The organism is Bordetella ansorpii (assembly GCF_900078315.1).
Taxonomy (GTDB): domain Bacteria; phylum Pseudomonadota; class Gammaproteobacteria; order Burkholderiales; family Burkholderiaceae_B; genus Bordetella; species Bordetella ansorpii.
The window spans coordinates 186,285-212,723 of sequence record NZ_FKBS01000008.1 but is presented as its reverse complement, the minus strand read 5'-3'; the positions used below and the strand labels follow the sequence as shown (position 1 = coordinate 212,723).

Sequence of the window (26,439 nt, the reverse complement as noted above, 5' to 3'; positions counted from 1 at the left end):
GGCGCAGCGCCTGGCGGAAGCGGTGGCGGTGTTCCGCATCAACGCCGGCGAAGTCATCGACCTGCCCGCCGCCCAACTGCGTGGCTATGGCTCGGCGCCGATGGTGACGCAAGCCTGATGACGGCTACGGCTTGACTGCCGCCCGGTCGTCCGGGGGGCTTCAGGTACATCGACGGGTCGGATTTCCTTCTGGGAAGTCCGGCTCGTTTTTTTATGGCCTGTGTTCAGGGTAAAGGGGTCTTCGTGGGGCGTCCTCGGCAAGGGTTGGGGCCGCGCCGGCCAAGTCGCCGGGCTCGGGCGCGCCAGGAGGCGCCCTCGGCCGCTGCGCGGCTGCCCCGACTCCAATTGGCCGTCACGGCCCCAACCCTTGCCGAGGACTCACGGCAGGGACGGGCCCATGATCTGAAGGCAGGCGCTCATGACGGATACCGCCCAATGGCGATGGTTTCTCGAATGGTGGCGCACGCATTCCGTAGACACAAGAAACCCCGCACTTCCAGCACGCGCCCTGGCACGGCTAACAGAAGCGTTGGACACCAGAGAATGTTCGCTTGGTCGCTGTGATGCTCGGCTGTAGCCGGTGTGTGCCGCGCGGGGCCGTGGCGGCCAATTGGAGGGAGGGCAGCCTCGCGCAGCGAGGCCGAGGGCGCCTGCTGGCGCGCCCGAGCCGACCGACTTGGCCGTCACGGTCCCGCCCGGCACGCACCGGCGACCCCAAGAACACCATCCTCCGCCGGCCCACCCCCCAAAAGCAAGCAATACCCCTATCGCCCCGCCAACTTCAACACCAGTTCCCCGATCGTCCGTAACGCCAACTGGAACTGGTCTTCGAAGAACGGCCCCGAGTGCGGCAGTACGACGGCCAGGAGGATCAGACCGCCGATCAAGTGGATGGGAAAGCCGATCGCAAACACCGTCAACTGCGGCGACGCGCGGTTCAGGATCCCCAGGGCCAGGTTGACCGTGAGCTGCGAGCAGATCAGCGGCAGCGCCAGCAGCAGGCCAGCGGTGAAAATGGTGTTGCCCCATTCCAGCAGCACGCCCCAGCCGTTGGGATCCAGGCCGTTCACGCTGACGGGCAGGACTTCGAAGCTGCGCGCCAGGGCGGTCAGCATCAGCAGATGGCCGTCGAGCGACAGGAACACCAGCATCGCGATCAGGTTGAACAGGCGCGACAGCACCGCCGTGTTGGCGCCGACCGAGGGATCGAAGAAGGAGGCGAACGACAGGCTCATCTGCAGCCCGACGAATTCCCCCGCCGTCTGCACGGCCGCGAATACGATACGCATCACCAGTCCGATGGACACGCCGATCAGGATCTGTTGCAGGACGATCCACAGCGCGGCGTAGGAGTTGAGCGGAACCGCCGGCATCGGCCCGAGCGCGGGCGCCAGTGCGACCGTCAGCATGAAGGCGACGCCGATCTTGGTCGGCGTGGGAATGCTGGATTCGGAGAACAGCGGAGACGCCCCCACCAACGCGGCCATGCGTATGAAGGGCCAGAGGTACATGCCGATCCAGCCGGTCAGCTGTTCGAGCGTGAACGAGATCATGGCGTGCCGGCCGGCCCTGCCGGTCAGGAGACCAGCATGGGAATCTGGCCGATCAACTGGCGGATATAGTCCGTCATCAGGCTGATCAGCCACGGGCCCAGCAGCACCAGCACGCCGCAGATGGCCAGCAGCTTGGGAATGAAGGCCAGCGTCATTTCGTTGATCTGCGTGGCCGCCTGGAACACGCTGATGACCAGGCCGACGACCAGGGTGATGAGCAGCAGCGGACCCGCCATGGCCAGGGCGACCTTCATCGCCTGATAGGCCAGGGACATGACGGTTTCGGAAGTCATGGCGCGGCGTCCTCGGGCGTCATTGATAGAAGCTCTGCGCCAGGGATCCCAGCAGCAGGTGCCAGCCGTCGGCCAGCACGAAAAGCATCAACTTGAACGGCAACGACACCGTGACGGGCGGCACCATCATCATGCCCAGCGCCATCAGCACGCTGGCCACCACCATGTCGATGATGAGAAACGGGATGAAGATGGTGAAGCCGATCTGGAATGCCGTCTTCAGTTCGCTGGTGATGAAGGCCGGCACCAGGATGCGCATGGGTACCTGGGATGGGTCTTCCATGGCCGGCTGCTTGGCCATGTCGGCGAACAGGGTCAGGTCGGTCTCGCGGGTCTGGTGCAGCATGAAAGTGTGCAACGGCGCCGCGGCGCGCTGGACGGCCGTCTCGAACGTGATGGCGCCGGTGCTCAGCGGCTGGTAGGCGTCCGCGTAGATCTGGTCGAAGACCGGCGACATCGTATAGAACGTCAGGAACAGCGCCAGGCCGATCAGCACCTGATTGGGCGGCGAAGTCGGCGTGCCGATGGCGGTACGCAACAAGCCCAGCACGATGATGATGCGGGTGAAGCCGGTCATCATCAGCAACGCCGCCGGCAGGAAGGTCAGCGACGTCATCAGCAGCAGGGTCTGCATGCTGAGCGAATAGGTTTCCGAGCCGCCGGGGCCCGGGGTGGACGTCAGGGCGGGCAGGGTGGCTTGCGCCAGGGTGGCGCCCGGCCATAGCGCCAGCGCGGCAAGCAGCAGGACGGCGGTCTGGGGCCAGGCCGAACGCAGGCGCGCTGAACGGCGGCGAGTGAGGAAAGACATGATGTCCGGGAAGCTACGGGCGCTTGTTGAGCGCGTCGGCGAAGCGCTTGGCCAGCGCCGTGGCGAAGGTGCCGGGCGGTTGCTGGCCGGGCACGGCGGAAGTCGTTTCGCTGCCGGTTTGCGCCGATCCGGCCGGGTCGGCGGATTCGGCGGGCAGGGTATGCAGGGGCGTCATGCCGCCGGGCGTGATGCCCACCACGACCCAGGTGTCGCGCACCTGGACGACGGCGATGTTCTGGCGTGGGCCGACGGACAGGCTGGCGACGATGCGCAATACGCCGCCGCCCTGGCGCTGCAGCAGGCCCGACCGCCTGGCCAGCCAGGCGGCGGCCAGGATGGCGGCAATGATAAGGGCGAGTGCGATCGCGACGCGCAGGACGTCGGCTTGCGTCATGGGATCAACGGCGGTTGTTGAGGCGATTCAGCCGTTCCGACGGGGTGATGATGTCGGTCAGGCGGATGCCGTATTTGTCTTCGACGACGACCACTTCGCCCTGGGCGATGAGGTAGCCGTTGACGAAGATGTCCATCGGTTCGCCGGCCAGGCCGTCGAGCTCGACAACCGAGCCCTGACCCAGTTGCAGCAGGTTCTTGATGGTCAGGCGGGTGCGGCCCAGTTCGACGGTGAGCTGGACGGGGACGTCCATGATCAGGTCGATATCGGTGCCGGTGACGCCGTCCTTGGTGGCCAGCGGCTTGAAGATGCTTTCGCCTGCGGGCTTGGCGGCGGAGGCGCTTTGTGCCGGCGCGGGCGCGGAGGCAGGTGCTGCCGCGGCGGGTTCGGCGGCCTTCAGGCCGTCGGCCTGGGTCGGGGGAGTCGGGACGCGCGCCTGTTCCGCGAGCGCGTCGGCCCAGTCGTCGGCGGCCGAGGAGGCGGGCGTGCTGCTGTCGCCGGTCTGGTCGGTCATTTTCGGGAGCCTCGGGAGATACGAAATCGTAGTTGAGCATGTTCTGTACGCGCAAGGCGTACTGGCCATTGAAGACGCCGTAACCGCATTCCATGATCGGCACGCCGTCGATGTGGGCGGTTACGTTTTGCGGGACGTCGATCGGCAGCACGTCGCCCACCTTCAGGCGCATCAGTTCGCCGATCGACGAGGGAATGCGGCCGAATTCGGCGGACAGTTGCACGTCGGCGCTGCGCACCTGGCGTGACAATTGCTGCGTCCAGCGCTGGTCGACCTCTTCGAGGGCGGTTTCCTGCAGCGGGCGGGTCAGCAGGTCGCGGACCGGCTCGATCATCGAGTAGGGCAGGCAGATGTTCAGGTCGCCGCCGGTGGCGCCGAACTCGATGTGAAAGGGCGTGACCACCACCACTTCGTTGCTGCCGGTGACACTGGCGAACTTCGTGTGCATTTCGGAGCGCACGTATTCGAACTCGATGGGATACACGGGCTCCCAGGAGCGGCCGTAGCATTCCAGCGTCAGGTTCAGCAGGCGTCGGATGATGCGCTGCTCGGTGTTGGTGAAGTCGCGGCCTTCGACTCGGGTGTGGTAACGCCCATCGCCGCCGAACAGGCTGTCGATGACCAGGAATACCAGGTTCGGGTCGTAGGTGAACAACGCGGTGCCGCGCAGCGGCCGCATCTGAATCATGTTCAGATTGCTGGGAACCGGCAGGTTGCGCTCGAAGTCGGCGTATTTCTGGATGCGGATGGCGCCGACGGTGATGTCGGCGCTGCGGCGCATGAAATTCAGCAGCACGTTGCGCATGCCGCGCGCGAAGCGCTCGTTGATGAGCTCCAGCGTCTGCATGCGCCGGCGAACCACGCGTTCCGGCGAGCTGAGATCGTAGGCACGGGTGCCGTCTGGTTCGGCCTGCGCGGGGGCTGCGTCTTCGCTCTCGCCGGTTACGCCGGCGAGCAGGGCATCGACTTCGTCCTGGGAAAGAAACGCCTCATAGGCCATGCTTATTGCACCACGAATTCCGTGAACAGCACATCGGTGACGTACTGGCCGTCAGGGATAGGCGAAAACGGCTTGTTGATGGTCTGCATGATGGCCTTCGCCATGTCGGCCTTGCCTTGCGGCGTACGGACGCTCTGCGGCGTCTGGGCCGACAGGACCATCAGCACGCGGCTGCGCACTTCGGGCAGGTATTTCTCGATGCGGCTGCGGGTCTGCTCGTCGCTGACGCGCAGGGTGATGCCCACGCGCACGATGCGTTCCGATTCCTGGTCTTCCACCGTGGCCGTGAACGGTTCGAGCGGGACGAAGATGGGCGCGGGAACCGGTTGCGGCGCGGCGGGCGGGGCCACAAAGGTGGTCGGCTGGGCGCCCGGCTGGCCAGGCATCGCGGCCGTTTGGCCCGAGACGCCGCCTACGCCCAGTTGCACGGGGCTGAGATCACGGCCACTCTGCCAATGGAGGAAGAACCAGGTGCCCGCGACACTGAGGCCGGCCACCAGCAGCAGAATCACCAGCATGAGCAGCGGGCGCAGCAAGCGGCCGATGGAGGAGGAAGCCGCGCCAGGTGCTGCGGAGGAAGTCTTGGAGGTCGCCATCTCGTTGTCGATACGTGTTGTGCGGCTGAAACTGAACCGATGATGGTGGAATGACAGCATTCTGCCCCAAAGTCCGCATACCCAGGCACGCGAAAAACAGGACGAAAGCGGGGTATCTCAGGCTATTACGACAAGTCTTGCTTAGGCAAACGTGTCGACCAGGGCATTGCCGTCGCGCACGATGGTCACGCGTTGCGCGCCATCGGTCTCGTCTTGCGATTCCGAGCCCGAGGCAGCCTGGCCGCCGTGCTGGCGATTGGCCTGCGACTGTTCCTGGGCGAACTGGTTCTGGTCGCCGACGTCGGCCTGGCCCAGCGAGATGCCGGCATCGGCCAGCGCTTGCTGCAGTTGCGGCAGCGCGGATTCCAGGGCTTGCCGCACGGAGGCATGGGCGGACATGAAATTGGCCGTGGCCACGCCGTCGGACAGGCTCAGGGTGACGCGCAGCGGCCCGAGATCCGGAGGATCCAGGCGCAGTTCGGCGGTGTGCTGGCCACGCTGGGCATCGCCGCCCAGCAATACGAGCTGGCGGCCGAGGTCGCGTCCCCAGTTTGTCGAGCCGACGGGGCTGGCCACTTCCAGGATCGGGGCTGCCGGCGCGGCACGGGTGTCGGCGGCGGCGGCGGTGGTCTGCGCCGGGGTGGAGCGCTGGGCGGCGGCGCTGAGCGCCGCCAGGTCATTGCGGGCGTTGCCGCTGTCGTCCCGTGCCGGTGCGGCCTGTGCGCCGAGATCAGGCAGCGGGGCCGTGGGGCTGTCGGTCGTCGCGAGAGGCTGGGTGATCGCGTCCTGCGTTGCCTGGGCACGCTGGCTGGCGGCTTGCGCGTGCGCCATGGCGCGCGGATCGCGGGCGGTGGCGATGGCCGGGCGCGCCGCGGCGAGCGGATTGCCGTTGTCTTGAGGCATAGCCGGTCCGGCGGCGGCCGGCAAGGCGGCTTGCGCGGCCTGCTGAGTCAGCGCCGTCGCCTGCTGGGCCGCGGCGGCGGTCTGCACGGCAGTGGCGGATACGGCCGCGGCCTGCATGCCTTGCGCCAGGCGGTTCGCCTGTGGGGCGGCATCGGCTGGCGAGCCAGATTGCAGCGCGGCCAGCTTGGCGGCGGATTGCGATTGCAGGGCTGCCGACTGGGCGGCGATCTCCAGCGCCTGCAGAGGCAAGCCCGGGGTGGTCGCGACGGCCACCGGCGCCTGAGCGGCGGCCAGGGCTTGCGCCTGCGCCAGTTGCGCGGCCGTCGTGTCGGCCGTGTCCGTGCCGGCCGTGGCGTCGTCCCCGCGCGGGGCGGGATCCGCAGACGGCCTGCCGTCCGTCGAGGCGACCGGCGTGGCATCCTGCTGCGAATCCGCGGGCTTGCCTTCGGCGGACTGGGACTCGCCCGAGGGCTGGGTCTCGGCCTTCTTGCCCGGCGCGTCCTGGCGCGAGGCGCTTTTCTGGTCGGCCAGCGCCTGCGAGAACGACGGACCGCCGTCGTCCTTCTTGGCGGCGGGCTTGGTCGGCGCGGGAACCGAAGCTGCTGGCGTAAACGGCAGGACGGTGGCGGGGGAAGCGGAGGTCGGCATGTCGTTGTGTCCCGCTGGAATCAATAGATGGCTTGGCCGCGTGCGATGCGGGCCGAATATTCGTCGCTGGCGCGCTGTTCGCGGCGGTTCTCGGCCAGTTGCTCGGCGCGCACCTGGCGCTGCGACAGGGCATCGAACGAATTGAGCTTGCGTTGCTCCTGCTGCCAATGCTGCCGGCCGCGGGTCAGGTGGTCGTCCGCGGCGCGCAACACGTTGGTCTGCTGGCCGATCGCGTCATCCAGCGTGGAAATGAAACGCTGGTAATTCTGGCAGTCGGCGACCGACATGCCGCTTTGCATGGCCTGCTGCAGGCGCTGCAGGTAATCCTGGCGGTAGTCGTACAGCATGGTCAACTGGCGTTCGGCCTGGGTGCGGTCGGCGTTCAGCTTGCCCAGCACGCGGGCGGCGTCGTCGGCGCTCTCCTTGGCCAGTCCCCGCAGCATGTCCAGAGGCAGTTGGCTAGGCATAGGTGTCCTTGATCTCGAACGAACCGCGCAACTGGTCGATGGCGGTCTTGTAGTCGACGTTGTCGGAGATGTCCTGCTGCAGATAGGCTTCCAGGCGCGGATAGCGCGCGATGGCATCGTCCAGTTGGTGGTCGTTGCCCGCGGCGTACGCGCCCACGGCGATCAGGTCGCGGTTGCGCTGGTAGCGCGAGAATGTCTGCTTGAAGCGGCGCACCAGCGAGAACTGCTGAGGCGTTATCAGCGAGGTCATGGCCCGCGAGATCGATGCTTCGATGTCGATGGCGGGGTAGTGACCGGCCTCGGCCAGGTGGCGCGACAGCACGATGTGGCCGTCCAGGATGGCGCGCGCCGAGTCGGCGATGGGGTCCTGCTGATCATCGCCCTCGGCCAGCACGGTATAGAAGGCGGTGATGGAGCCGGCCTTGCCATTGGGGCCGGGGGCCCCCATGCCGGTACGTTCGACCAGCGCGGGCAGGCGGGCGAACACCGACGGCGGATAGCCCTTGGTCGCGGGCGGCTCGCCGATGGCCAGCGCGATCTCGCGCTGCGCCATGGCATAGCGCGTGAGCGAGTCCATGATCAGCAGCACGTCCAGACCCTGGTCGCGGAAGTGCTCGGCCAGTCGCGTGGCGTAGCTGGCGCCTTGCAGGCGCAGCAGCGGCGATACGTCGGCGGGCGCGGCTACCACGACCGAGCGCGCCAGGCCTTCCGGACCCAGGTTGTGCTCGATGAACTCCTTGACTTCGCGGCCCCGTTCGCCGATCAGGCCCACGACGATGATGTCGGCGCGCGTGTAGCGGGCCATCATGCCCAGCAGCACGCTCTTGCCCACGCCGGAGCCCGCGAACAGGCCCATGCGCTGGCCACGGCCGACCGTCAGCAGGCCATTGATGGCACGTACGCCGACGTCCAGCACCGTATCGATGGGCGCGCGCGACAGTGGGTTGATGGGCAGGGCGGTCAGGGGCGCGGCTTCGGCGCCGGTCAGCGGGCCCAGTCCGTCCAGCGGACGGCCCGCGCCGTCGACCACGCGGCCGAGCATGGCATTGCCGACCGGCAGATGGCGGCCTAGCTGGGGTTTTGCGTTGCCGTTCAGTTCGGCTTTGCGCGGCAGCGGGACGGGACGCTGGACCGTGGGCTCGCTGGGCACGACGCGCGCGCCGGGCGGCAGGCCGGAAATGTCGGCCTGCGGCATGAGATAGAGGGTGTGGCCGTCGAAGCCGACGACTTCGGCGTCGGCCCAGTGATCGTGGCCTCGGGCGATTTCAATGCGGCAGGCGGCGCCCACGGGCAACCGCAAGCCGGTGGCATGCAGGACCAGGCCGGTGGCGCGCGTGATGCGCCCCGTGACCAGCCACGGCTCGGTCGACGCCGCCCGGATCGAACCGATCTCGAGCTGAGTCTTCCAGCGCTCGGGCAGCGGCGCCGGAGCGGCCGATTCGGGCGGCTGCATGACGGGATTCATGGCTGTTCGTCCCACGAGGCGCTGCGGCCCAGCGAGGCGGCGACGCGGCGCCAGCGGGTCTGCAGCGTGGCGTCGATGTCCCCGTACGGTGTTTCGGCGCGGCAGCCTCCACGGGTGATCGACTCGTCGGCCAGCACGCGCCAGTTGCCTTCCTTCAGTTCATCGGCCAGGTGCAGGCGCACCAGTTCGAGATCGTCGGGGTGGATCCACAGCCGCAATGCGCCCTGCGGCGGGGCGGGGTTGATGTGCAGGACTTCCCGCACGGCCGCCAGCATGGCTTGCGGGTCGTTGGCCAATTGCTGGCGCACGACCTGCGCGGCGATGTCCAGCGCCAAGGTAATCAGGCTCTGGCCCATCTGCTCCTCGACGCCGCGCAGCGAGGTGGCCAGGTTGCTGGCCAGCGCATGCAGGTGCAAGGCCTCTTCGCGACCTTGTTCACGGCCTTGCGCCAGGCCCTCCGCATGTCCGGCCTCGCGGCCCGCGGCCAGCCCTTCCTGATGTCCCTGTTCGCGGCCTTCGGCCAGACCCTGCTGCAGGCCCTCGGCCATGCCTTGCATGTGGCCTTCCGTGCGGGCCTGTTCGCGCAATGCCTGGCGGACCTCCTCGGGATCGGGGCCGGGATCGGGCGGCGGGGCCTCCTCGGCGGGAAGCTCCTCGACCTGGGGCTCGTCGAACGACGCCATCTGCCAGCGCTGCCAGGCAGCGCGGCGCGACAGCGTGGGCGCGACGGGACCGCGGTCAGACATACGCGTCGTCTCCCGAACTGCCCAGGACGATCTGGCCACTCTCGGCCAGGCGGCGGGCGATCTGCAGAATCTTCTTCTGTTCGCTCTCGACCTTGGACATGCGGACCGGGCCCTGGGCCTCGAGGTCTTCGCGCAGCATCTCGGCGGCTCTGCTGGACATGTTGCGCAGGAACTTGTTGCGCAGTTCGTCCTGCGCGCCCTTGAGCGCGATCATGAGCATGTCGTTGTCGATTTCCTTCAGGATCAGCTGGATGCCGCGATCTTCCACGTCCAGCAGGTTCTCGAAGACGAACATCTCGTCGATGATCTTCTGGGCCAGGTCGGCGTCGCGTTCGCGCAGGCTGTTGACCACGGCCTCTTCCTGCGTCGAATTCATCATGTTCAGGATCTCGGCCGCGGTGCGCACGCCGCCCATCTTGCTGCGCTTGGCGCTCTGGCCGGACAGCATGGAGTTCAGCACTTCGGTCAGCTCGGCCAGTGCCGATGGCTGCACGCCGCCGAACGTGGCGATACGCAGCATGACGTCGTTGCGCAGGCGGTCGGTCAGCAGGGCCAGCACGCCGGCGGCGCGATCGCGCTCGAGGTGGACCAGGATGGTGGCGATGATCTGCGGGTGCTCGTTGCCGATCAGCTCGGCCACGGTGACGGGATCCAGCCAGTTCAGGGCGTCGATGCCGCTGCCGCCTTCGCCGGCTTCGAGGATGTCTTCGATCAGGCCGGCGGCGCGGTCGCTGCCCAGCGCCTTGGTCAGCACGGTGCGGATATAGTCGTCCGAGCCCAGCGTCACGGCGGTGAACTGGTCGGCTTCCTGGCGGAACTCTTCCAGCACGCCGCCGACTTCGCGGCGGGTGACCTGCTTGAGCGTGGCCATCGAGGCGCCGACCTGTTGCACTTCACGCGCGGTCAGGTAGCGGAACACCTCGGCGGCGGCGTCCTCGCCCAGGGACATCAGCAGGACGGCGCTGCGGGTCATGCCGTCCATGGGTTTGCCGTCATTCATCTTTGCTCATCCAGGTGCGCAGCACCATTGCAACGGCGCGCGGATCCTTGGTGGCCATGTCGCGGGCGCGCTGCAGGTTGTCTTCGTAGCGGTCGATCTCGCGGGCGCGGGCGTTGGCCTGGGCATCGCGCTCGGCGTCGCGGCGTTCCTGCTCTTCGATCTCGGGATCGACCGGCGGGTAGAAGTGGTTCATGACCGCGGGCTTGATCCGGCGATACAGCCACAGCACCACGATGATGGCCAGCAGCCAGCCCAGCACCGTCTTGGTCAGGGCGATCAGTTCGGCATCGCGCCAGAGTGGTACGGTGGGCTCGGCGTCGTTGAACTGGCTGTTGACCACGTTCAGCGAGTCGCCGCGCGCCTCGGAATAACCCATGGCCTCGCGGACCAGATCGGTCAGCTTGTTGAGTTCCTCGGGCGGCAGGGCCTGCGGGTCGCCGCCGTCCTTGCCGGGCAGGTAGTTCACGACGACGGCCACCGACATGCGCTTGAGCACGCCCACCGGCTGCTTGATGTGGCTGATGGTGCGGTCGACTTCGTAGTTGGTGGTGGCGTCGTGGCGGTTGCTGGTGGACAGCCCGGCCGCCTGGCCGCCCGCCTGCGCGGTGCCGGTGGCCGTGCCATTCTGTTGCTGCTGCGCCTGCTGCTGTTGTTGTTGCTGCTGGTTTTGCTGCCCTTGTTGGCCGGGCGGCAATTGCGGGTTGTTCAGCGGCGCCTGGGTCGGGGCGGGCACCTGGTTGCTGAGTGCGCCGGGCACGCCGCGCGCGGGATCGACGCCGGTCTGGCGCGATTCGCTGCTTTGCATGCTGCGCACCGCGCCCTGGCCGGGCTCCTGGTTGGGGCGGTAGACCTCGGACGTTTCTTCGCGGCGGGCGAAGTCGACGTCGGCGGTGGCCTGGGCGTGCACGTTGCCAGGGCCGACCAGCGGATTCAGGATGGTGAGGATGCGTTCGACGGCGCGCTGCTCGACCTCGCGCACGTAGCGCATCTGATCGGCGTCCATGCCGAGGCCTTCGCCTTGCGGAGCGGACAGCAGGCGGCCGTTCTGGTCGACGATGGAGACGTTGTCCGCCGTCAGTTCCGGCACGCTGGAGGCGACCAGCCAGGTGATGGACGAGACCTGCGAGTCGGCCAGGCTGCGGCCCGGATACAGGTTCAGCAGAACCGAAGCGGTCGGCGCCTGGCGTTCGCGCACGAACAGCGACTGGCGGGGCATGGCCAGGTGCACGCGGGCCTTCTGCACGCCGTTCATGGCTTCGATGGACCGCGCCAGCTCGCCCTCCAGGCCACGCTGGTAGGTGATCTGTTCCGTGAACTGGCTGGCGCCGAAGCGGGCGTTGTCCATCAGCTCGAAACCGACGGTGCCGCCGCGCGGCAGGCCTTGGGCGGCCAACTGCATGCGGGCGTCATAGACGCGCGTGGCGGGCACCATGATGGCCGTGCCGGTTTCGTTGTAGCGGTAGGGCACGTTCATCGAGCCCAGGGCGGCAACGATGGCGCCGGCGTCGCGGTCCTCGAGGTTGGAGAACAGCACTTTGTAGTCCGGTTCGCGGCTCCACATCGCCAGGACGGCGATCACGGCCACGAGGGCCGCTGCCGCGCCGAGCAGAATGGGTTTCGGCAGCGTCCGTACTTTCTCGAGTACCGGGAATCGTGCCAGAAGAGACGCACCGAGGGTTGCCTGTTGATTCATCGGTGGCTCCCGCAAGCTTCGCGGAGCAGGGATTCTAGCGACATGGTCGAGGAAGGCAGGTTACACATGCAACGTGCTTTAGGTCGGGGAGCGTGGATTATGGCGGGCCTGCACGCCATCCCAATTGCCGAAAACAACCGTTTTTTGGCGTTACTTGTCTCCTATCGCTCGCGCCCCGGCCGCTTTCGGCTGGCGCGCGGTTGCAACCCCGCGTCAACAACGGTGAACTGCCGGGGTTTTTGGCGGCTTTTAGCCGTTATGGGGCGCCTGGGTGCGGAGTAATCTTGCGCATCGTCCCGATTTACGTCCGAGGTATCTTCAATGGCGGTCAATGGCCTGTCCGGCATCGAGAGCATGTTGCAACAGATGCGCACCGTGGTGCGCACTGCCCAGAACGGCGTGTCCGATCCTGCGGAGCTGTCGCCGCAGCCGTCCGGCGGATTCGCCGCCGAACTCGCGAATTCTATCCGCCGCGTGTCCGCGGCCCAGAAGGCGGCCGGCGCCCAGGCGCAGGCTTTCGAGTTGGGCGCTCCCGACGTGTCGCTCAACGACGTCATGATCGATCTGCAGAAGGCCAGCATCGGTTTCCAGACGACGGTGCAAGTCCGTAACCGCCTGGTCGCGGCCTACCGCGAAATCTCCACGATGGCCATGTAAGTCCGGATCGACGCATCGCCTGGTGCCGTGCCGCTGGGCCGGTCCATCCCGCCGACGCTCAGGGCCTTTTAGCGTTGACAGCCCCTAATGGGCTCCGAATTCCCGGCGCAGCCGTGTCGGAAAAGGAGACACCATCAGCATGCTGCCGTCATCGAACCGCACCACGGAGGGCCTCTCGGTTCGAAACTGCATCCACGCGCCATCGTGCGCCTTCGCGGTGAATTCCAGCGGCGCGGACGCCAGCCGTTGCGCCAGGGTGTCGGCTTGACGCACGTCCGTGCCGTCAGGGCGCCAGAAGAACAATCGTGAACGCGCATCCAGCCCCAGCACCCTGACCGCCCATTGCATGCCACGGTCGTCGCGCGCCTGCACCAGGCTGGCAGGGTGCGACAGCGACGACAGTGCATGGCGAATGTCGCTGCCGCTTTGCAGCCAGCTTTCGTGGTCGGATGGGTCGGTGGCGGAATGCACGGCGTGGCGCCCGTCAGGCGGACGGCTTGGCGATGGGCGGTAGCAGCGCGGGCGTATCGCGCGCTTCCAGGCGGTACAGCCATGCCAGCAGCTCCGCGACCGCCGTATAAAGCTGGGGTGGAATCTGCGAGTCGAGATCGACCTGCATCAGCAGGCTGACGAGCTCGTTGGACTCGTGCACGTACAGTCCGTGCTCGCGCGCATTGCGCACGATCGTGTCGGCCAGCTTGCCATACCCCTTGGCGACGACGCGCGGCGCACTTTCCTGCTCGTCATACGAGATGGCGACGGCCGCTTGGCGATCCTGATCGGCGGACGAGGTCGTGTCGGTCATGGCTCGAATACGAAAGGCGAGGGTGGCGCGACGTCGACGCTGAGTTGGCTGAGCGTCAGGCCGGCGGCCGTCATGCGCTGGCGCAGGCCATCGCCGTGCCGGCCGAGTTCAGCGGCGCTGCGGGGCGCCACCAGATGCATCACCAACTGATCGCCGGCGATGTTCAGGCGCGCTTCGACCAGGCCCAGGCGTGGCAGATCGATCTTGATGCGAGTGGCCCAGTGGCCTTCTTCGATTTCGGTTCCGCCCGCGGTGCGGTCGCGTTCGACTTCCCATTCCATTTCGGCGCCGGGCCATGGCTGGCCCTGCCAGGCCACTGCCTGGTTGGCCAGTACGTCGAGTTGCTGGCGCACGAGCAACGTGGCATCGGGGTGGATGCTGGCCAGGGCCTGGCCGGGCGATGCGGGCGGTCCGCCGCTCAGCGTGACCGTGGCGCTGCCGGTGGAGGACTGCGATGACGTGGCGTCGCGTGGCGTCAAGGCGTCCGCCATGGCCTGGCGCGTGGCCGACGCAGCGGCCTCGGCGTGCCCCGCGGGCATGCGCATCGCCGCCTGGGGCTCGGCAGCCAGTTGCTCGGGCGTGCGCTGGCCATAAACCATCTGGGTCAGGTGGGATTCGTAGAACAGGCCACTTTGCTGCAGGGCGGAGCGTAAGGCCTGGGCCAGCATGGCGGCAGGCGGGGCGTCGGTGCGGGCCGCGATGGCGGCGGCCTGGGCAGCCTGGCTGGCGCCCTGGCCGGCGGGCGCCGCGCCGGGTTGTCCGGGGCGTGCCGCCGTGGCGGACGCTGAGGTATTGCCCGCTTGCGAGGCGGTGGCCGCGGCGGCATTGCCACCCGCGGCGCCGGACGCTCCCGCGGAATGACCGCCCGTCGCGGCGCTGGCCGCGGATCCCGCGCCTTGCGCGCCGCCTTGTGCCGCCGTATTGGGGCCGGGCCGGCCGCTGGCGGGCATGCCTTCCGGCCCCTCGCCGGCCGCAGGCGTCCAGAGCGGTTCGCGGCCGGGAACGGGCGGGGCTTTTTCCGGGAACTGCGCCAGCAGCGCGAGAAGGGTGCGCGCGGTCGCGCCCAGTGTTGTGGGCGCCGAGGGCGTGAAGTCGCTGCGTGTGATCAGGCCGCGCGCGGCCAGGGCCAGTGCGGCGGCTGTCTTGGCGTCGGTGATGGCATTCTGTTTGCCACCAGCGCCGCCGTCCACGATGTCCACGCCCTGGCGCGGGCCGCGCGTGGCGTTTTCGGTGCCGTCGGGGCGTGCGCCTTCGCCGGGCGGCGTCACCGCGTCGGGCCGCGCGCCGGAAATGAGGTTGGCATGAGCCGCCATGCTGGTCCCCAGCACGGCGTCCAGCCGTTGGACCAGAATGTTGCCTAGCGCGGGCGGGCCGATACTCATGCGCCCGCCGCTTGACCCCGATAGGCCGCCAGGACGGTCTGCTGACGCTTCATGCGGCCCAGCAGCGTGCCCAGGCGAGCCAGTTGCGGCAGGGCCAGGTCGCGTACGGCGGCATCGTTTTCAAGAATGCGGACGAGAAGATCGTGCTTCATGCTGCGGCCGGCCTCGTCCAGCGGCTGGCCGGGTTCCAGGTCACGCAGCCGTTCGACGGCCTCGCAATATTGCTGGCCATGGACCATCACGGTATCCCAGTCGTCCGATTGCGCGGCATTCAACATTGCACTGGTGATGTTTGCAATGTCTAGATACAAATCGAGGACAGGAGCGTGCTGCATGAGGGACGGCATAGGAAGGGTCTCGCGTTCGGGGCGGGCGGGCCGGCCCCGGTTCAGGCTGTGTTGGCGGACGGTTGCGCGTCCACCGATTGCTGCCAGGCGTCAGCAAGCTCCGAGAGCAGTTGATCGGCAATGTTCAATTGCTCGGGGTCGGACTTCAGGTTGGCGGTCAGGAGCGCGCGAATGATGAAGTCGTAAAGTTGAGAAAGATTCGCCGCGATCTCTCCACCGGCTTCCATGTTGAGGCCTTGCTTGAGGCCTTCCTCGACAATGCGGGTCGCCTTGCTGATGGCGGCTCCGCGCTCGGCGATGCGGCCCGCTTCCATATGGATGCGGGCCTGGGCAATCGCCGCTCTCGCGCCGTTGAACAACAGCGTGATCAGCCGCTCGGGACCAGCGCTCAGCACCTGGGTTTCCAGGCCGATGTCCGTGTAGGAGCGAACCGAATAAGAGCCCGTCGGGCGGCGCGAGGCGTAGGTCATAGGTAACGAAAAAGGTTACGACGTCGATTTGGACAGGGCGGCGAACTGTTGGGTCAGGTAGCTGCTGGTGCTGTTCATCTGGTTGACCAGCACGGTGAGCTGAACGAAGCGGGCGCGCATGTTGTCCAGTTCGGCGGTCATGCGGGATTCGGTATTGTCGTATTGCTTCTGCATGGCGTCGACGGTCTCCTGCAGGCCGTCTTGGCGATGCTTGATGGATCCTGACGAGCCGAGAATCGCGTCGGTGGCCGTGGTGATCGAGGCGGCCAGGCCGTTCGGCCCGGCGAGCACGCGCGCCACGTCGGCCGGGTTGCTGTTCAGGGCATTGGTCAGCTTGGTGGAGTCCACGGTAAGGGTGCCCCCCACGCCGGCGACCTTGTCCGGATTGGTGGAAATTCCCAGCGCGTTGAGCGTTTGCAGGGCGCCCTCGCCGCTGACCACCTGCAGGGCGGATGCCAGGCTCGTCTGGATGTTGCGGGCCGTGCTGTCGCCGGTCAGCGGATTCTGCGTTTCGTCCGCAACACTGAACGACGTCAGGTTGTACAGCGTGGTCTGCAGCGAATTGTACGCGTTGACGAATTTGGTGACTGCGTCCTTGATGGCCTGAGGATCGCTGGTGATCGATACGGTCGCGACGTCGTTGGGCTCGGCGTCGGGCGAAATGTCGAACGTGACGCCATCGACAGCCTCGGTAATGCTGTTGCTCGCGCTGGTGACGGCGATACCGTTGATGGTCACCTCGGCGTCCAGGGCTTCCTGTGTCTGGACCAGTTGGCCGCCTGTGGGGTCGGCCGACGTGTAGTTCAGCAGCGCACCCAGTTCGGTGTTGTCGGTGACGTTGATCGATTTGATCGTGTTGGCTTGGCCGGTGTCCTTGGCCGTCAGCATCAGGTACGAGCCATTCTGGCCATCGTTGATGATGGTGGCGTTCACGCCGCTCTCGTCGTTGGCATTGATGGCCTTGGCGATGCCGTCCAGCGAGGTGTCGCTGGTGGTGATCGTCGTCTTGGTGCCGTTTTCCAGTTCGATTTCGAGCGTGGCGCTGGCACCGTGCTTTTCGGTGCGATCCAGCGCGCTGGCGGACTGCAGGCGTTGCGCGGTGGCGACCTGATTGACGGTAACCGAATACTGGCCAGGGGTGGCGCCTGCGACGGTCGTGACGGTAACGGCACTGCCGGACACCGTGCTTTTCACGGCATTGAGCGTGTCGACTTTCGCCAATGCCTTGGCGGCATCGAGCACGGACTGCACGCTGCTCTGCAATTGGCTGAACGAAGAGACCTTCACCTCGTAGCTTTCCTGCCGGGCGCTCAGCTGGTCCAGGACGACCTCGTTGTTGGCCTGCAGACTCGTGAGGATCGTTTCCAGGTCCAGCGACGTGCCAGCGCCGAGAGAAGTTATGGTGGCCATGCGTTGCTCCTTCGATGCAATTCTGTCAAAAAATACCAACATCTATTGGCCGGGAAACGGCACAACGTTGGGCTATTTCAAAGAACTTGAAATAATTGCACCAATTTGGTGCGGCCATGAGTGACTGTGGTGACCTCTGAGGCCCGCTAGGCTGAGGTTTCCACCGCGTTGCCTTGCAATTTCACGATCATCTTTGCGATACGCAGCACTGCCTCCGACGGGATGGTGCGCACGACGTCGCCCGATTTGGAATCGACGACCGATACCACCACACGGTTGATGTCCGGGTCGACTTCGAACTGGAGCTGGGTGGACCACGCCTTCATCTGCTCGTTGATGTCCTCAAGCGCCTTCTCGATCGTCTGCGGTTGCTGCGACGGGTCGGACGACGGGTCGCGCGTGCTGTTGCTGTCGGTGGCGCCAGCGGTGGCGGCGACTGCCGAGGACGTAATGGCCAGCGCAGCATCCGCCGGTGCGTTGGGGACGGCAGCGGCGACGGGAGCCACGGGGAGCGGGGCGGCAGGATGAAGCGGACTTACGGCCATGATGTTTTCAGCTCCGGCGAGGTAGGGGCGCGTTCGGTGTCAGCAAAATCTCAGTACCGATAACGGCAGGCCGGGAATGAACTTTAGGCGCGCCGGGAAGTCTGCTCGGGAGCGCGGCGTCCGCTGTCCGCGCCCGGCCGTCTTTTCGCCCCGATTCGAGCGTGGACATGCGGGTAAACGCGGAAGCGGCTGGTACACTTCCGCGTGTTTCATTTTCGTGTCGCTATTTATGCCGCTTTCGCGTCCCGATGCCGCCACGCCGCTCAGCGGTTGGCTCCAGTACCTCGAGTCCCTGCATTCCCAAACCATCGAGTTGGGCCTGGAGCGGGTCGGCGCCGTCGCGCAGCGGCTGGGCATCCGACTTGATGCGGTCAAGTTCGTGGTGGGCGGCACCAACGGCAAGGGCTCGACCTGTGCCATGCTCGAGGCCATCCTGCTGGCCGCGGGCTACAAGGTGGGGCTGTACACCTCGCCGCACCTCATCGATTTCAACGAACGCGCCCGCATCAACGGCGAAATCGTCTCCGACGCCGCGTTCGTCGAGCAATTCCAGGCCGTCGAAGCCGCGCGCGGCGACATCAGCCTGACGTATTTCGAATTCACCACGCTGGCCGTGCTGCGCATGTTCTCGCAGGCCACCCTGGACGCCGTCGTGCTCGAGGTCGGCCTGGGCGGCCGGCTGGACGCCGTCAACATCGTGGACGCCGACTGCGCCGTCGTCACCAGCGTCGATCTCGACCATATGGATTACCTGGGCGACACGCGCGAGAAGATCGGCTTCGAGAAGGCGCACATCTTCCGCGCGGGCAAGCCGGCCATCTGCAGCGATCCGGTGCCGCCGCAATCGTTGCTGGACCACGCGGCGGCCATCGGCGCCGACCTGTGGCGGTTCACGCACGACTTCAATTATTCGGGCGATCGCCAGCAATGGGCGTACGGCGGCCGTGAGCAGCGCCGCGCCGCGCTGGCCTACCCGGCGCTGCGCGGCGCCAACCAGTTGCTGAACGCCTCGGCCGCGCTGGCCGCGCTGGAATCGGTGCGCGACCGCCTGCCGGTTCCGCAGCAGGCCGTGCGCATCGGCCTGCTGCAGGCGTCGCTGCCGGGCCGCTTCCAGATCCTGCCGGGCCAGCCGCTGGTGATCCTGGACGTGGCGCACAATCCGCACGCGGCCGCCGTCCTGGCGCAGAACCTGGACAACATGGGGTTCCATCCCTATACGCACGCCGTGTTCGGCATGCTGTCCGACAAGGACATCGCCGGTGTCCTGGCGAAAATCGGCACGCGTATCGATCATTGGTATTGCGCGGGCCTTCCGGGGCCGCGCGGGTTGGCGCCGCAGGCGCTGGCCGATCGGGTCCAGGCGGCCCTGCCGGCGGCGCCGGCCGGGGCCGAGGGCCCCTCGGTGCAGGCCTTCGACGACCCTGCGGCGGCCTATGCCGCGGCGCGGGCCGCCGCGGGTGAGGGTGATAGAATTCTCGTGTTCGGGTCCTTCCTGACCGTGGCCGCCGTCTTGCAGGCGCTGGGCCGTCGTGGATAGGGCGCTGAACTGGGCGCAGACAGGCTGGATGCCTTATCCGGCCGCCAGGGGTTGATCTCGAATGGGATTGTTCACACGCAAAGATTCCGCCGCTGACACGGGTTCGTCACGGCCGCGTCCATCCGTCTCCAGCGAGGCCCAGGCCGCCGAGTTGCGCGGTCGAGCCCGGCGCCGCCTGGCGGGCGCCGTGGTGCTGGTATTGGCCGCCGTCATCGTGCTGCCCATGGTGCTCGATTCCGAGCCCGTGCCGGTCGCCGACGACATTCCCATCCGCATTCCCGACCGCGACACGCCGTTCCAGCCGCAGGTCACCGAGCCGCAGGCGCAGCAGGGCCAGGCGCCCGCCGCCAATGGCGCAGCACCCGCCGACCCGGCAACAGCCGCCCAGGGCCAGGCGGCGCAGGCGCCAAGCCAGCCCGCCACGCCGCCTGCCGCCCCGCCGCAGGCGCCGACGCCGCCCGTGCCGGGCCAGATCGCCAACAATACCGTGCCCGTGTCGCCCGCGCATCCCGTCACGCCGCCCAAGCCGGTCGAGACGAAGCCGGCCGAGCCCAAGCCCGAGGCCGCCAAGCCCGAAACGCCTGCCAAGCCGCCCGCGAACAGCACGCGCACCGACGACGGCGCGCGCGCCCTGGCGCTGCTCGAAGGCCGTTCGGCACCCGCCGCCTCGCAGCAGACGCCTGCCGCCAAACCGGCCCAGGCAGGCAATTTCGTATTGCAGATCGCCTCGTATGGCGCGCAGGCCGACGCCCAGTCGCGCCGTACGCAATTGCACCAGGCGGGCATCACCAACGCATTCGTCGAGCAGGCCAGCATCAACGGCAAGCAGCAGTACCGCCTGCGTGTCGGGCCGTTCCCGTCGCGCGAGGCGGCCCAGGCGGCCCAGGCGCGCCTGCGCACGCTGGGCTACGACAACGGTTTCATTGCCGCGCAGTGACGGGATTCGATTTCGTCGTCCTGGCCATTCTGGCGGTCTCCGGCGTGCTGGGGCTGGTCCGGGGCCTGCTGAAAGAGTTGCTGTCGCTGATCGCCTATCTCGCGGCATTCGCCGCGGCGATCTGGTGGGGCCCCACGGTCTACGGTTGGCTCGAGCCCTACATCGAAACCACCTTGCTGCGCATGGCGGTGTCCTATGCGGTGGTCTTCATCGTGGTGCTGCTGGGCGTGGGGTTGGTCAACATGACGTTGTCGGCGCTGATCCGCACCACCGGGCTGGGCCCGGCGGACCACGGATTGGGCGCCATGTTCGGATTGGCGCGCGGCCTGCTGATCATCGTGGTCCTGGTCGCCGCGGCGGGTTACACGCCGCTTCCCAAGGAGCCTTGGTGGGAAGGGGCCATGTTTTCGCATTCGGCGGTCGAGGCCGTCAAACATATCAAGTCATGGCTGCCGCCTACGCTGGCGGAATACCTGCCGTACTGATATTCGCTTTATTTAACAGGAACTACCATGTGTGGAATCGTCGGGGTCATCGGGCGCGGGCCGGTCAACCAGCTGCTCTATGACAGCCTGTTGCTGTTGCAGCACCGTGGCCAGGACGCCGCGGGCATCGCAACGTCCAGCGGCAATACCTTCAACATGTTCAAGGCCCACGGCCTGGTGCGCGACGTGTTCCGCACCCGGAACATGCGCGCGCTTCCTGGCACCACGGGGGTGGGGCAGGTGCGCTACCCCACGGCGGGCTCCAGCGCCAGCGAGGAAGAGGCCCAGCCCTTCTACGTGAATGCGCCGTTCGGCATCATGTTCGCCCACAACGGCAACCTGACCAACTGGCGCGAGCTGCGCGAGTCGCTCTATCGTGTCGACCGCCGTCACATCAACACCAATTCCGACTCCGAAGTCCTGCTGAACGTGCTGGCCCACGAGCTGCAGTCGGCCGCCAACGGCGTGTCGCTGGACGACGATGCGATGTTCCGCGCGGTCGCCGCCCTGCACAAGCGCGTGCGCGGCGCCTACGCCGTGGTGGCCCAGATTTCCGGCTACGGCCTGCTGGCCTTCCGCGACCCCTTCGGCATCCGCCCGCTGTGTATCGGCCGCCAGGAAACCGAAGAGGGCGTCGAATGGATGGTCGCCTCCGAATCCGTCGCCCTGGAGGGCAGCGGCTTCAGCTTCGTGCGTGACGTCGAGCCCGGCGAGGCCGTGTTCATCGATCTGGATGGCCGCCTGGTCAGCCGCCAGTGCGCCGACAATCCGCAACTGGTGCCCTGCATCTTCGAATACGTGTACTTCGCCCGACCCGATTCGCTGATCGACGGCGTGTCGGTGTACAGCGCGCGCCTGCGCATGGGGGAATACCTGGCCGACAAGCTGGCGCGCAACATGCGCCTGGGCGACATCGACGTGGTCATGCCGATTCCCGATTCGTCGCGTCCGGCCGCCATGCAGTTGGCCGCCCGCCTGAACCTGGATTACCGCGAGGGCCTGATCAAGAACCGCTACGTGGGCCGCACGTTCATCATGCCGGGCCAGGCGGTCAGGCGTAAGTCGGTGCGCCAGAAGCTCAACACCATCGGCGAAGAGTTCAAGGGCAAGAATGTGCTGCTGGTCGACGATTCGATCGTGCGCGGCACCACCAGCCGCGAAATCGTCGAAATGGCCCGCGCCGCCGGCGCCAACAAGGTGTATTTCGCCTCGGCCGCGCCTCCGGTGCGTTATCCCAACGTGTACGGCATCGACATGCCGACGCAGCAGGAGCTGATCGCCACGGGCCGTAGCGACGAGGAGATCGCGCGCGCCATCGGCGCCGATTCGCTGGTCTACCAGGACCTGGAAGACATGCAGCAGGCGGTGCGCGACATCAATCCCGCCCTGTCGCGCTTCGAGGCCTCGTGTTTCGATGGCCAGTACGTCACCGGCGACATCACCGCCGAGTACCTGGCTCGCCTGAGCCAGTCGCGCGAGGGCAGTTCGGGCGACGAAGAGCGCAGCGGCGGCCTGCAGTTCAACATGGGCTACGCGGCCAACGACCAGTAAGGCCCACGGCCAGCCGCCATCCGCCGTCACCCGGCGCGTGGCGGCAGGGCATTCACCAGGCGCCAGGCCTGGGAATTGCCAATCGGGCGGCGCATGGCCGCCCGATCTGCATTCAAGGGGCGAGGCGTGGGCCGGTCCGGTGCGGCCGGCTCATGCCCGGTTGCCGCTGCGCAACACTGCCACCAGCGACACCAGCAGCACGATGGCGAACATCATCAGGCTCCAGATGGCGTATTCCACGCCCAGCACTTCCACCGAGGCGTCCATGCAGGTGGCGAATATTCCGAAAAGCCACGGCACCGCGCCATCCAGGCCGGTGGACACCATGAAGCGGTCGGCGAACGTCTGGTCGCATGACAGCATCTTGGCGGCCACCGTGTACTGGTACCACGCGGCCACGATGCCCCCGGCCGCCAGGATCGCCGTCAGCACGCCGGCGATGCGGGCCGCCACGGCCCCGCCTGCCGCGCCCAGCAGGGCGACGATGCCGATCACCAGGTAGATCAGGCGCTGGAACACGCACCACGCGCATGGGGGATAGTCGTAGACGTGCTGCGAGATGAGCGCGATGCCGAGGGAGGCGAAGCTCAGGAAGCTGATCAGAAGCAACAGGCGCTGGCGGGAGGAGGGCATGGCGGAAAGGCGTGTAGGGGTTGAAGGAAGTTCGGGCGCAGGCCCGGGGTTGGCGTGGCTCGGCCCGCGCGCCAGGCGAGGCCGGCCACCCTTAGGCTGGCGGCGCGGCAATTGGTTGCATACCCTGGCGCATCAATTCCAGCAGCAGTTCGCGCGAGCCGTCCCAGAAGATCTGCACGCCCAGGCACAGCAGGATGAACGCGGACAGGCGCATGAATACCGCGGTGCCGTTCTCGCCCAGGCGATGCAGGATCTGCGCGGCGAAGCGCAGGCAGCCGTACAGCGCCAGCGACACCACCACCAGGCCCGGCAGCGAGCCGGCCAGGCGCACCGCGCTGAGCAGCGGATGCTGGTCGCGCAGCGAAGCGCCCACCGTGATGGCGGCCGCGATGGTGCCGGGGCCGCAACTGATGGGGAACGTCAGGGGATAGAAGGCCCGCGAGCGCGCCATTTCGGGGGTGAAGGATTCGGCCATGCGGGCGACCCGGCTGGTGTCGGCGTCGGGTGAGTTCACCAGCCGCCAGGCGCTGTGGATGACCAGGATGCCGCCGCCCACGCGCACGATGGCCAGCGAGATGCCGAAGAAACTCAGCAGCAGGTTGCCCGCCACCATGGCGACGGTCATCATCAGCATGACGTTGATGGCCACGCGCTTGGACAGGCTGGCGCGGGTTTGCGCCGACGCGCCTTCGGTCAGCGCCCAGAAGATGGGCGCGACGGCGGGCGGGTTCAGGAACGGCAGCAAGGTGGCCAGCGCGAAGAGAAAACTGCGGCCGAAGACGAGCAGGTATTCGTTGTACGGCATGCCGGCGGGCCCCGCTAGGGTAGGAAACCGCGATTTTATGCGGGAATGGGACGCCGCCACCGCGTGGCCGGCAGCCAGGCGTCCCGTGGCCGCATGACGCCTGGCGTAAGGCCCGCGCGCGGGGCATTTCATGCGGAGCCGGCCGCTTCAGGGCAGGCCGGCGCGCCGCGATCAGGCCGCCGCCTGCTGCGGCGCCTCGTCGCCCGCCAGGGCGCGCAGCACCGCGCGTTCGAACTGCATCTGCGTGCGCGGCCGTTCCAGCGCGGAGCCCGAGATGATGAACACGTCCTCCACGCGGTCGCCCAGCGTCATGATCTTGGCCATGATCAGGCTGACGCCGTTGTCGGCGAACACGCGCCCCAGGGCGTGCAACAGGCCCGGGCGATCGGTGGCGATGACCGACAGGCGCCACGAGCGGCTGCCTTCGTCCGGATCGAGCTCGGCTTGCGGCATGACCGGGAACAGCTTGGACAGGCGGGACTGGCGCGACCGGTAATGGCGCACGGGCGGCAGTTGCGCCGCCACGTCGCGCGACAGGCTGAGCCGTTCGGCCAGTTCGTGTTCGACCAGCGGCGCCAGGGTGCGCAGGTCGGACTGGCCCTCGGGCGGCAGCACGATGTAGCTATCCAGCGCCCAGCCGTGCCGCGTGGTGTGCACGCGGGCATCCTGGATGCTGAGCGACTTGGCGTCGAAATAGGCGCAGGTGTTGACGAACAGGTCGGGCACGTCGGGCGTGTAGACCATGATCTGCAGGCCTTCGCCCTGTTCGGTGGGGCGGGCGCGCACCACGGGGCGGTCAGGCGCCACCTGGTAATACAGGTGGCGGGTGTGCCAGGCGATCTCCGAGGCGTCGTGGCGCAGGAAATAGGCCACGTCCAGCTGGCGCCAGAACGCCTCGCGCGCATCGTCGCGCAGGCCGGCCAGCCGGGTCAGGCTGGCGGCTTCTTCCTTGCGTTGCGACAGCACGGTGTGGGCGTCGGGATGCGCGCCGCCCAGGGCCGCCAGCGTCAGGCGATACAGGTCTTCCAGCAGCTTGCCCTTCCAGGCGTTCCAGACCTTGGGGCTGGTGCCGCGGATGTCGGCGACCGTCAGCAGGTACAGCGCGGTCAGGTGGCGTTCGTCGCCGACCTGGGCGGCGAACTCCTGCACCACGGCGGGGTCGCTCAGATCGCGTTTCTGCGCCACGGCGGACATCAGCAGGTGCTGGCGTACCAGGAACTCGGCCAATTCGGCGTCTTTCGGATCCATGCCGTGGTCGTGCGCGAAGCGTCGCACCTCGCGCGCGCCCAGCTCGGAATGGTCGCCGCCCCGGCCCTTGGCGATGTCGTGGAACAGCGCGGCCACGTACAGCACCCAATGGTCGTCCAGGCTGGCGATCAGTTGGCTGGCGAAAGGATATTCCTGCGCGTGCTCGGGCATGGTGAAGCGGCGCACGTTGCGCACCACGGCCAGCGTGTGCTGGTCAACGGTGTAGACGTGGAACAGATCGTGCTGCATCTGCCCGACGATGCGGCGGAACACCGGCAGGTAGCGCGGCAGGATGTTCAGCATCGTCATCCGGCGCAATTCGTGCACGATGCCGCGCGGCTGCTGCAGGATCTGCAGGAACAGCTTGCGGTTGACCGGATTGCGGCGGAATTGCGCATCGATGCGGTGGCGCGAGTGCCAGATGGCACGCATCGTGCGCGCCGACATGCCGTTGAGTTCCGGTTGCTGCTGCATCACCAGGAAGGCGCGCAGCAGCAGGGTGGGATTGCGCTCGAAGCAATCGTCGCGGACGATGTCCAGCCGGTCGTGCAGGTTGCGGAAATCCTCGTCGATCTGGCGCGCGTCGTCGTCGGGGCGCGGGAACAGGCGCTCTTCGATGTTCTGCACGAGGATCACGTTGAGTTGCGTCACCAGGCGCGCGGCCCAGTAATAGCGCTGCATCAGCAGTTCGCTGGCGCGCCGCGTGGCCGTGGCCTGGATGCCGTAGACCTCGGCCAGGCCGGACTGCAGGTCGAACAGCACGCGGTCCTCGCGGCGGCCGGTCAGCAGGTGCAGCTCGATGCGCAGGCGCTTGAACGCCTGTTCGGCGCGGCGCAGGTCGCGCGCCTCGGTGGGGGTCAGCAGGCCCGCCTGCGAGACCTCGCGCCAGGTGCCGCCGAAATCCGCCGCGCGCGCCATCCACATGATGACCTGCAGATCGCGCAGGCCGCCGGGGGACTCCTTGCAATTGGGTTCGAGCGAATAGGGCGAGTCGCGGTGGCGCGCGTGGCGCTGCTGCATCTCGACCCGCTTGGCCTGGAAGAAGGCGCGGGCGTCGAGCCGGTCGTGCATGGCCTGCTCGAAGCGCTTCATCAGCGAGCGGCTGCCGGCCAGCCAGCGGGATTCGAGCAGGGCGGTCTCGACGGTGATGTCGGCCTGGGCCTCTTGCTCGCAGTCCTCGATGGTGCGCACGCTGTGGCCGGGCTCGAGGCCCAGGTCCCAGAGCGAGGCCACCAACTGCTCGATGGCGCCTTCGTCCTGGGGCGCGGGCGCCTGCGGCAGCAGGATCAGCAGGTCGACGTCGGAGTGCGGGTACAGTTCGCCCCGCCCATAGCCGCCCACGGCCGCCAGGGTGGCGCCCGCCGGCAGCGGACATAGCCGCACCAGCTCGCGCAGCGCCTGGTCGACGATGCGGCGCAGTTCGGCCAGCAGCGGATCAGGGCGGCGATGCTCGCGGAATTCGGTGATGGCCGCCGCGCGGGCCGCCTGCATGCGCGTCTTGATCGGGGTGAGGTCTATGGGGTTCATGCGGGCGGCCTGCGGGTTGC

At 67.5% G+C, this 26,439-nt stretch carries 27 protein-coding genes and 1 pseudogene; 5 read left to right on the top strand and 23 right to left on the bottom strand.

Annotated elements, in window-relative coordinates; translation table 11 throughout:
* Positions 1-764: 764 nt before the first annotated feature.
* The 13 genes and pseudogenes from fliR to fliF all read right to left on the bottom strand — a co-directional run bounded on the left by fliR (position 765) and on the right by fliF (position 12,080).
* The gene (fliR, locus tag A7W11_RS05095) at positions 765-1,553 is read right to left on the bottom strand and encodes a flagellar biosynthetic protein FliR (RefSeq protein WP_066409415.1); all 789 of its coding nucleotides are present in this window, start codon (positions 1,551-1,553) and stop codon (positions 765-767) included.
* Positions 1,554-1,576: 23 nt separating this feature from the next.
* Positions 1,577-1,846 carry a flagellar biosynthesis protein FliQ gene (gene fliQ / locus A7W11_RS05090; protein WP_066409412.1) on the bottom strand — a complete coding sequence of 90 codons (270 nt, stop codon included), beginning with the start codon at positions 1,844-1,846 and terminating at the stop codon, positions 1,577-1,579.
* Between the two features lie 19 nt (positions 1,847-1,865).
* Positions 1,866-2,654, bottom strand: a complete 789-nt coding sequence (gene fliP / locus A7W11_RS05085) for a flagellar type III secretion system pore protein FliP (RefSeq protein ID WP_066409408.1) — start codon at positions 2,652-2,654, stop codon at positions 1,866-1,868.
* Between the two features lie 13 nt (positions 2,655-2,667).
* Positions 2,668-3,048: a flagellar biosynthetic protein FliO gene (gene fliO / locus A7W11_RS05080; protein ID WP_066409404.1), complete on the bottom strand. Its 381-nt coding sequence runs from the start codon at positions 3,046-3,048 to the stop codon at positions 2,668-2,670.
* Between the two features lie 4 nt (positions 3,049-3,052).
* On the bottom strand, positions 3,053-3,562 hold the full coding sequence (gene fliN / locus A7W11_RS05075; RefSeq protein WP_066409400.1) for a flagellar motor switch protein FliN: 510 nt from the start codon (positions 3,560-3,562) through the stop codon (positions 3,053-3,055).
* A pseudogene (fliM, locus tag A7W11_RS27265) lies at positions 3,558-4,562 on the bottom strand (flagellar motor switch protein FliM); the annotation flags it as partial. The pseudogene fliM and the gene fliN, both read right to left, overlap by 5 nt.
* A gap of 2 nt (positions 4,563-4,564) precedes the next feature.
* On the bottom strand, positions 4,565-5,158 hold the full coding sequence (locus tag A7W11_RS05060) for a flagellar basal body-associated FliL family protein (protein ID WP_066409490.1): 594 nt from the start codon (positions 5,156-5,158) through the stop codon (positions 4,565-4,567).
* Between the two features lie 141 nt (positions 5,159-5,299).
* Positions 5,300-6,709, bottom strand: a complete 1,410-nt coding sequence (locus A7W11_RS05055) for a flagellar hook-length control protein FliK (RefSeq protein ID WP_066409386.1) — start codon at positions 6,707-6,709, stop codon at positions 5,300-5,302.
* Between the two features lie 20 nt (positions 6,710-6,729).
* Positions 6,730-7,176, bottom strand: a complete 447-nt coding sequence (gene fliJ / locus A7W11_RS05050) for a flagellar export protein FliJ (protein ID WP_066409381.1) — start codon at positions 7,174-7,176, stop codon at positions 6,730-6,732.
* Positions 7,169-8,641, bottom strand: a complete 1,473-nt coding sequence (gene fliI / locus A7W11_RS05045) for a flagellar protein export ATPase FliI (RefSeq protein ID WP_066409378.1) — start codon at positions 8,639-8,641, stop codon at positions 7,169-7,171. Before fliI ends, fliJ begins: the two co-directional genes overlap by 8 nt.
* On the bottom strand, positions 8,638-9,387 hold the full coding sequence (gene fliH / locus A7W11_RS05040) for a flagellar assembly protein FliH (protein ID WP_066409373.1): 750 nt from the start codon (positions 9,385-9,387) through the stop codon (positions 8,638-8,640). The genes fliI and fliH overlap by 4 nt, the downstream gene beginning before the upstream one ends.
* Positions 9,380-10,369 carry a flagellar motor switch protein FliG gene (gene fliG / locus A7W11_RS05035; protein WP_066409486.1) on the bottom strand — a complete coding sequence of 330 codons (990 nt, stop codon included), beginning with the start codon at positions 10,367-10,369 and terminating at the stop codon, positions 9,380-9,382. Before fliG ends, fliH begins: the two co-directional genes overlap by 8 nt.
* 10 nt (positions 10,370-10,379) lie before the next feature.
* Complete coding sequence (fliF, locus tag A7W11_RS05030; RefSeq protein ID WP_066409369.1) at positions 10,380-12,080, bottom strand: flagellar basal-body MS-ring/collar protein FliF; 1,701 nt, start codon at positions 12,078-12,080, stop codon at positions 10,380-10,382.
* Between the two features lie 321 nt (positions 12,081-12,401).
* Here fliF and fliE point away from each other — a divergent pair, with 321 nt between their 5' ends.
* Positions 12,402-12,737, top strand: a complete 336-nt coding sequence (fliE, locus tag A7W11_RS05025) for a flagellar hook-basal body complex protein FliE (RefSeq protein ID WP_066409366.1) — start codon at positions 12,402-12,404, stop codon at positions 12,735-12,737.
* An 84-nt stretch (positions 12,738-12,821) separates the two neighbouring features.
* Here the strand turns inward: fliE and A7W11_RS05020 are convergent, their stop codons facing one another.
* From A7W11_RS05020 to A7W11_RS04990, 7 genes are all read right to left on the bottom strand, one after another.
* The gene (locus A7W11_RS05020) at positions 12,822-13,208 is read right to left on the bottom strand and encodes a flagellar regulator YcgR PilZN domain-containing protein (protein ID WP_066409362.1); all 387 of its coding nucleotides are present in this window, start codon (positions 13,206-13,208) and stop codon (positions 12,822-12,824) included.
* 13 nt (positions 13,209-13,221) lie between these two features.
* Positions 13,222-13,542, bottom strand: a complete 321-nt coding sequence (locus A7W11_RS05015) for an EscU/YscU/HrcU family type III secretion system export apparatus switch protein (protein WP_066409356.1) — start codon at positions 13,540-13,542, stop codon at positions 13,222-13,224.
* Positions 13,539-14,924: a flagellar hook-length control protein FliK gene (gene fliK / locus A7W11_RS05010; RefSeq protein WP_066409349.1), complete on the bottom strand. Its 1,386-nt coding sequence runs from the start codon at positions 14,922-14,924 to the stop codon at positions 13,539-13,541. The genes A7W11_RS05015 and fliK overlap by 4 nt, the downstream gene beginning before the upstream one ends.
* Positions 14,921-15,271, bottom strand: coding sequence for a flagellar protein FliT (locus tag A7W11_RS05005; RefSeq protein WP_156522995.1), 351 nt, complete (start codon positions 15,269-15,271; stop codon positions 14,921-14,923). The genes fliK and A7W11_RS05005 overlap by 4 nt, the downstream gene beginning before the upstream one ends.
* 41 nt (positions 15,272-15,312) lie before the next feature.
* Entirely contained in the window at positions 15,313-15,741 is a 429-nt protein-coding gene (gene fliS, locus A7W11_RS05000; protein ID WP_066409338.1) for a flagellar export chaperone FliS, read from the bottom strand.
* 15 nt (positions 15,742-15,756) lie between these two features.
* Complete coding sequence (fliD, locus tag A7W11_RS04995; RefSeq protein ID WP_082887097.1) at positions 15,757-17,151, bottom strand: flagellar filament capping protein FliD; 1,395 nt, start codon at positions 17,149-17,151, stop codon at positions 15,757-15,759.
* Between the two features lie 146 nt (positions 17,152-17,297).
* A complete protein-coding gene (locus tag A7W11_RS04990) occupies positions 17,298-17,696 on the bottom strand; it encodes a flagellar protein FlaG (protein ID WP_066409335.1) in 399 nt (132 codons plus the stop codon).
* Between the two features lie 229 nt (positions 17,697-17,925).
* On the opposite strand from A7W11_RS04990, the gene folC reads away from it, so the two are divergent.
* The 4 genes from folC (at position 17,926) to purF (ending at position 22,206) form a co-directional block, all read left to right on the top strand.
* Positions 17,926-19,233 carry a bifunctional tetrahydrofolate synthase/dihydrofolate synthase gene (folC, locus tag A7W11_RS04985; protein ID WP_066409328.1) on the top strand — a complete coding sequence of 436 codons (1,308 nt, stop codon included), beginning with the start codon at positions 17,926-17,928 and terminating at the stop codon, positions 19,231-19,233.
* A gap of 61 nt (positions 19,234-19,294) precedes the next feature.
* The gene (locus A7W11_RS04980; RefSeq protein ID WP_066409321.1) at positions 19,295-20,170 is read left to right on the top strand and encodes an SPOR domain-containing protein; all 876 of its coding nucleotides are present in this window, start codon (positions 19,295-19,297) and stop codon (positions 20,168-20,170) included.
* On the top strand, positions 20,167-20,655 hold the full coding sequence (locus A7W11_RS04975; RefSeq protein WP_066129508.1) for a CvpA family protein: 489 nt from the start codon (positions 20,167-20,169) through the stop codon (positions 20,653-20,655). The genes A7W11_RS04980 and A7W11_RS04975 overlap by 4 nt, the downstream gene beginning before the upstream one ends.
* A gap of 27 nt (positions 20,656-20,682) precedes the next feature.
* Complete coding sequence (gene purF / locus A7W11_RS04970) at positions 20,683-22,206, top strand: amidophosphoribosyltransferase (protein ID WP_066409316.1); 1,524 nt, start codon at positions 20,683-20,685, stop codon at positions 22,204-22,206.
* A gap of 150 nt (positions 22,207-22,356) precedes the next feature.
* Here purF and A7W11_RS04965 read toward each other — a convergent pair whose 3' ends face one another.
* The 3 genes from A7W11_RS04965 to A7W11_RS04955 all read right to left on the bottom strand — a co-directional run bounded on the left by A7W11_RS04965 (position 22,357) and on the right by A7W11_RS04955 (position 26,419).
* Complete coding sequence (locus tag A7W11_RS04965; RefSeq protein ID WP_066409315.1) at positions 22,357-22,839, bottom strand: disulfide bond formation protein B; 483 nt, start codon at positions 22,837-22,839, stop codon at positions 22,357-22,359.
* Positions 22,840-22,930: 91 nt separating this feature from the next.
* Positions 22,931-23,644: a MarC family protein gene (locus tag A7W11_RS04960; RefSeq protein WP_066409306.1), complete on the bottom strand. Its 714-nt coding sequence runs from the start codon at positions 23,642-23,644 to the stop codon at positions 22,931-22,933.
* Positions 23,645-23,815: 171 nt separating this feature from the next.
* On the bottom strand, positions 23,816-26,419 hold the full coding sequence (locus A7W11_RS04955) for a [protein-PII] uridylyltransferase (protein WP_066409304.1): 2,604 nt from the start codon (positions 26,417-26,419) through the stop codon (positions 23,816-23,818).
* Positions 26,420-26,439 lie beyond the last annotated feature (20 nt).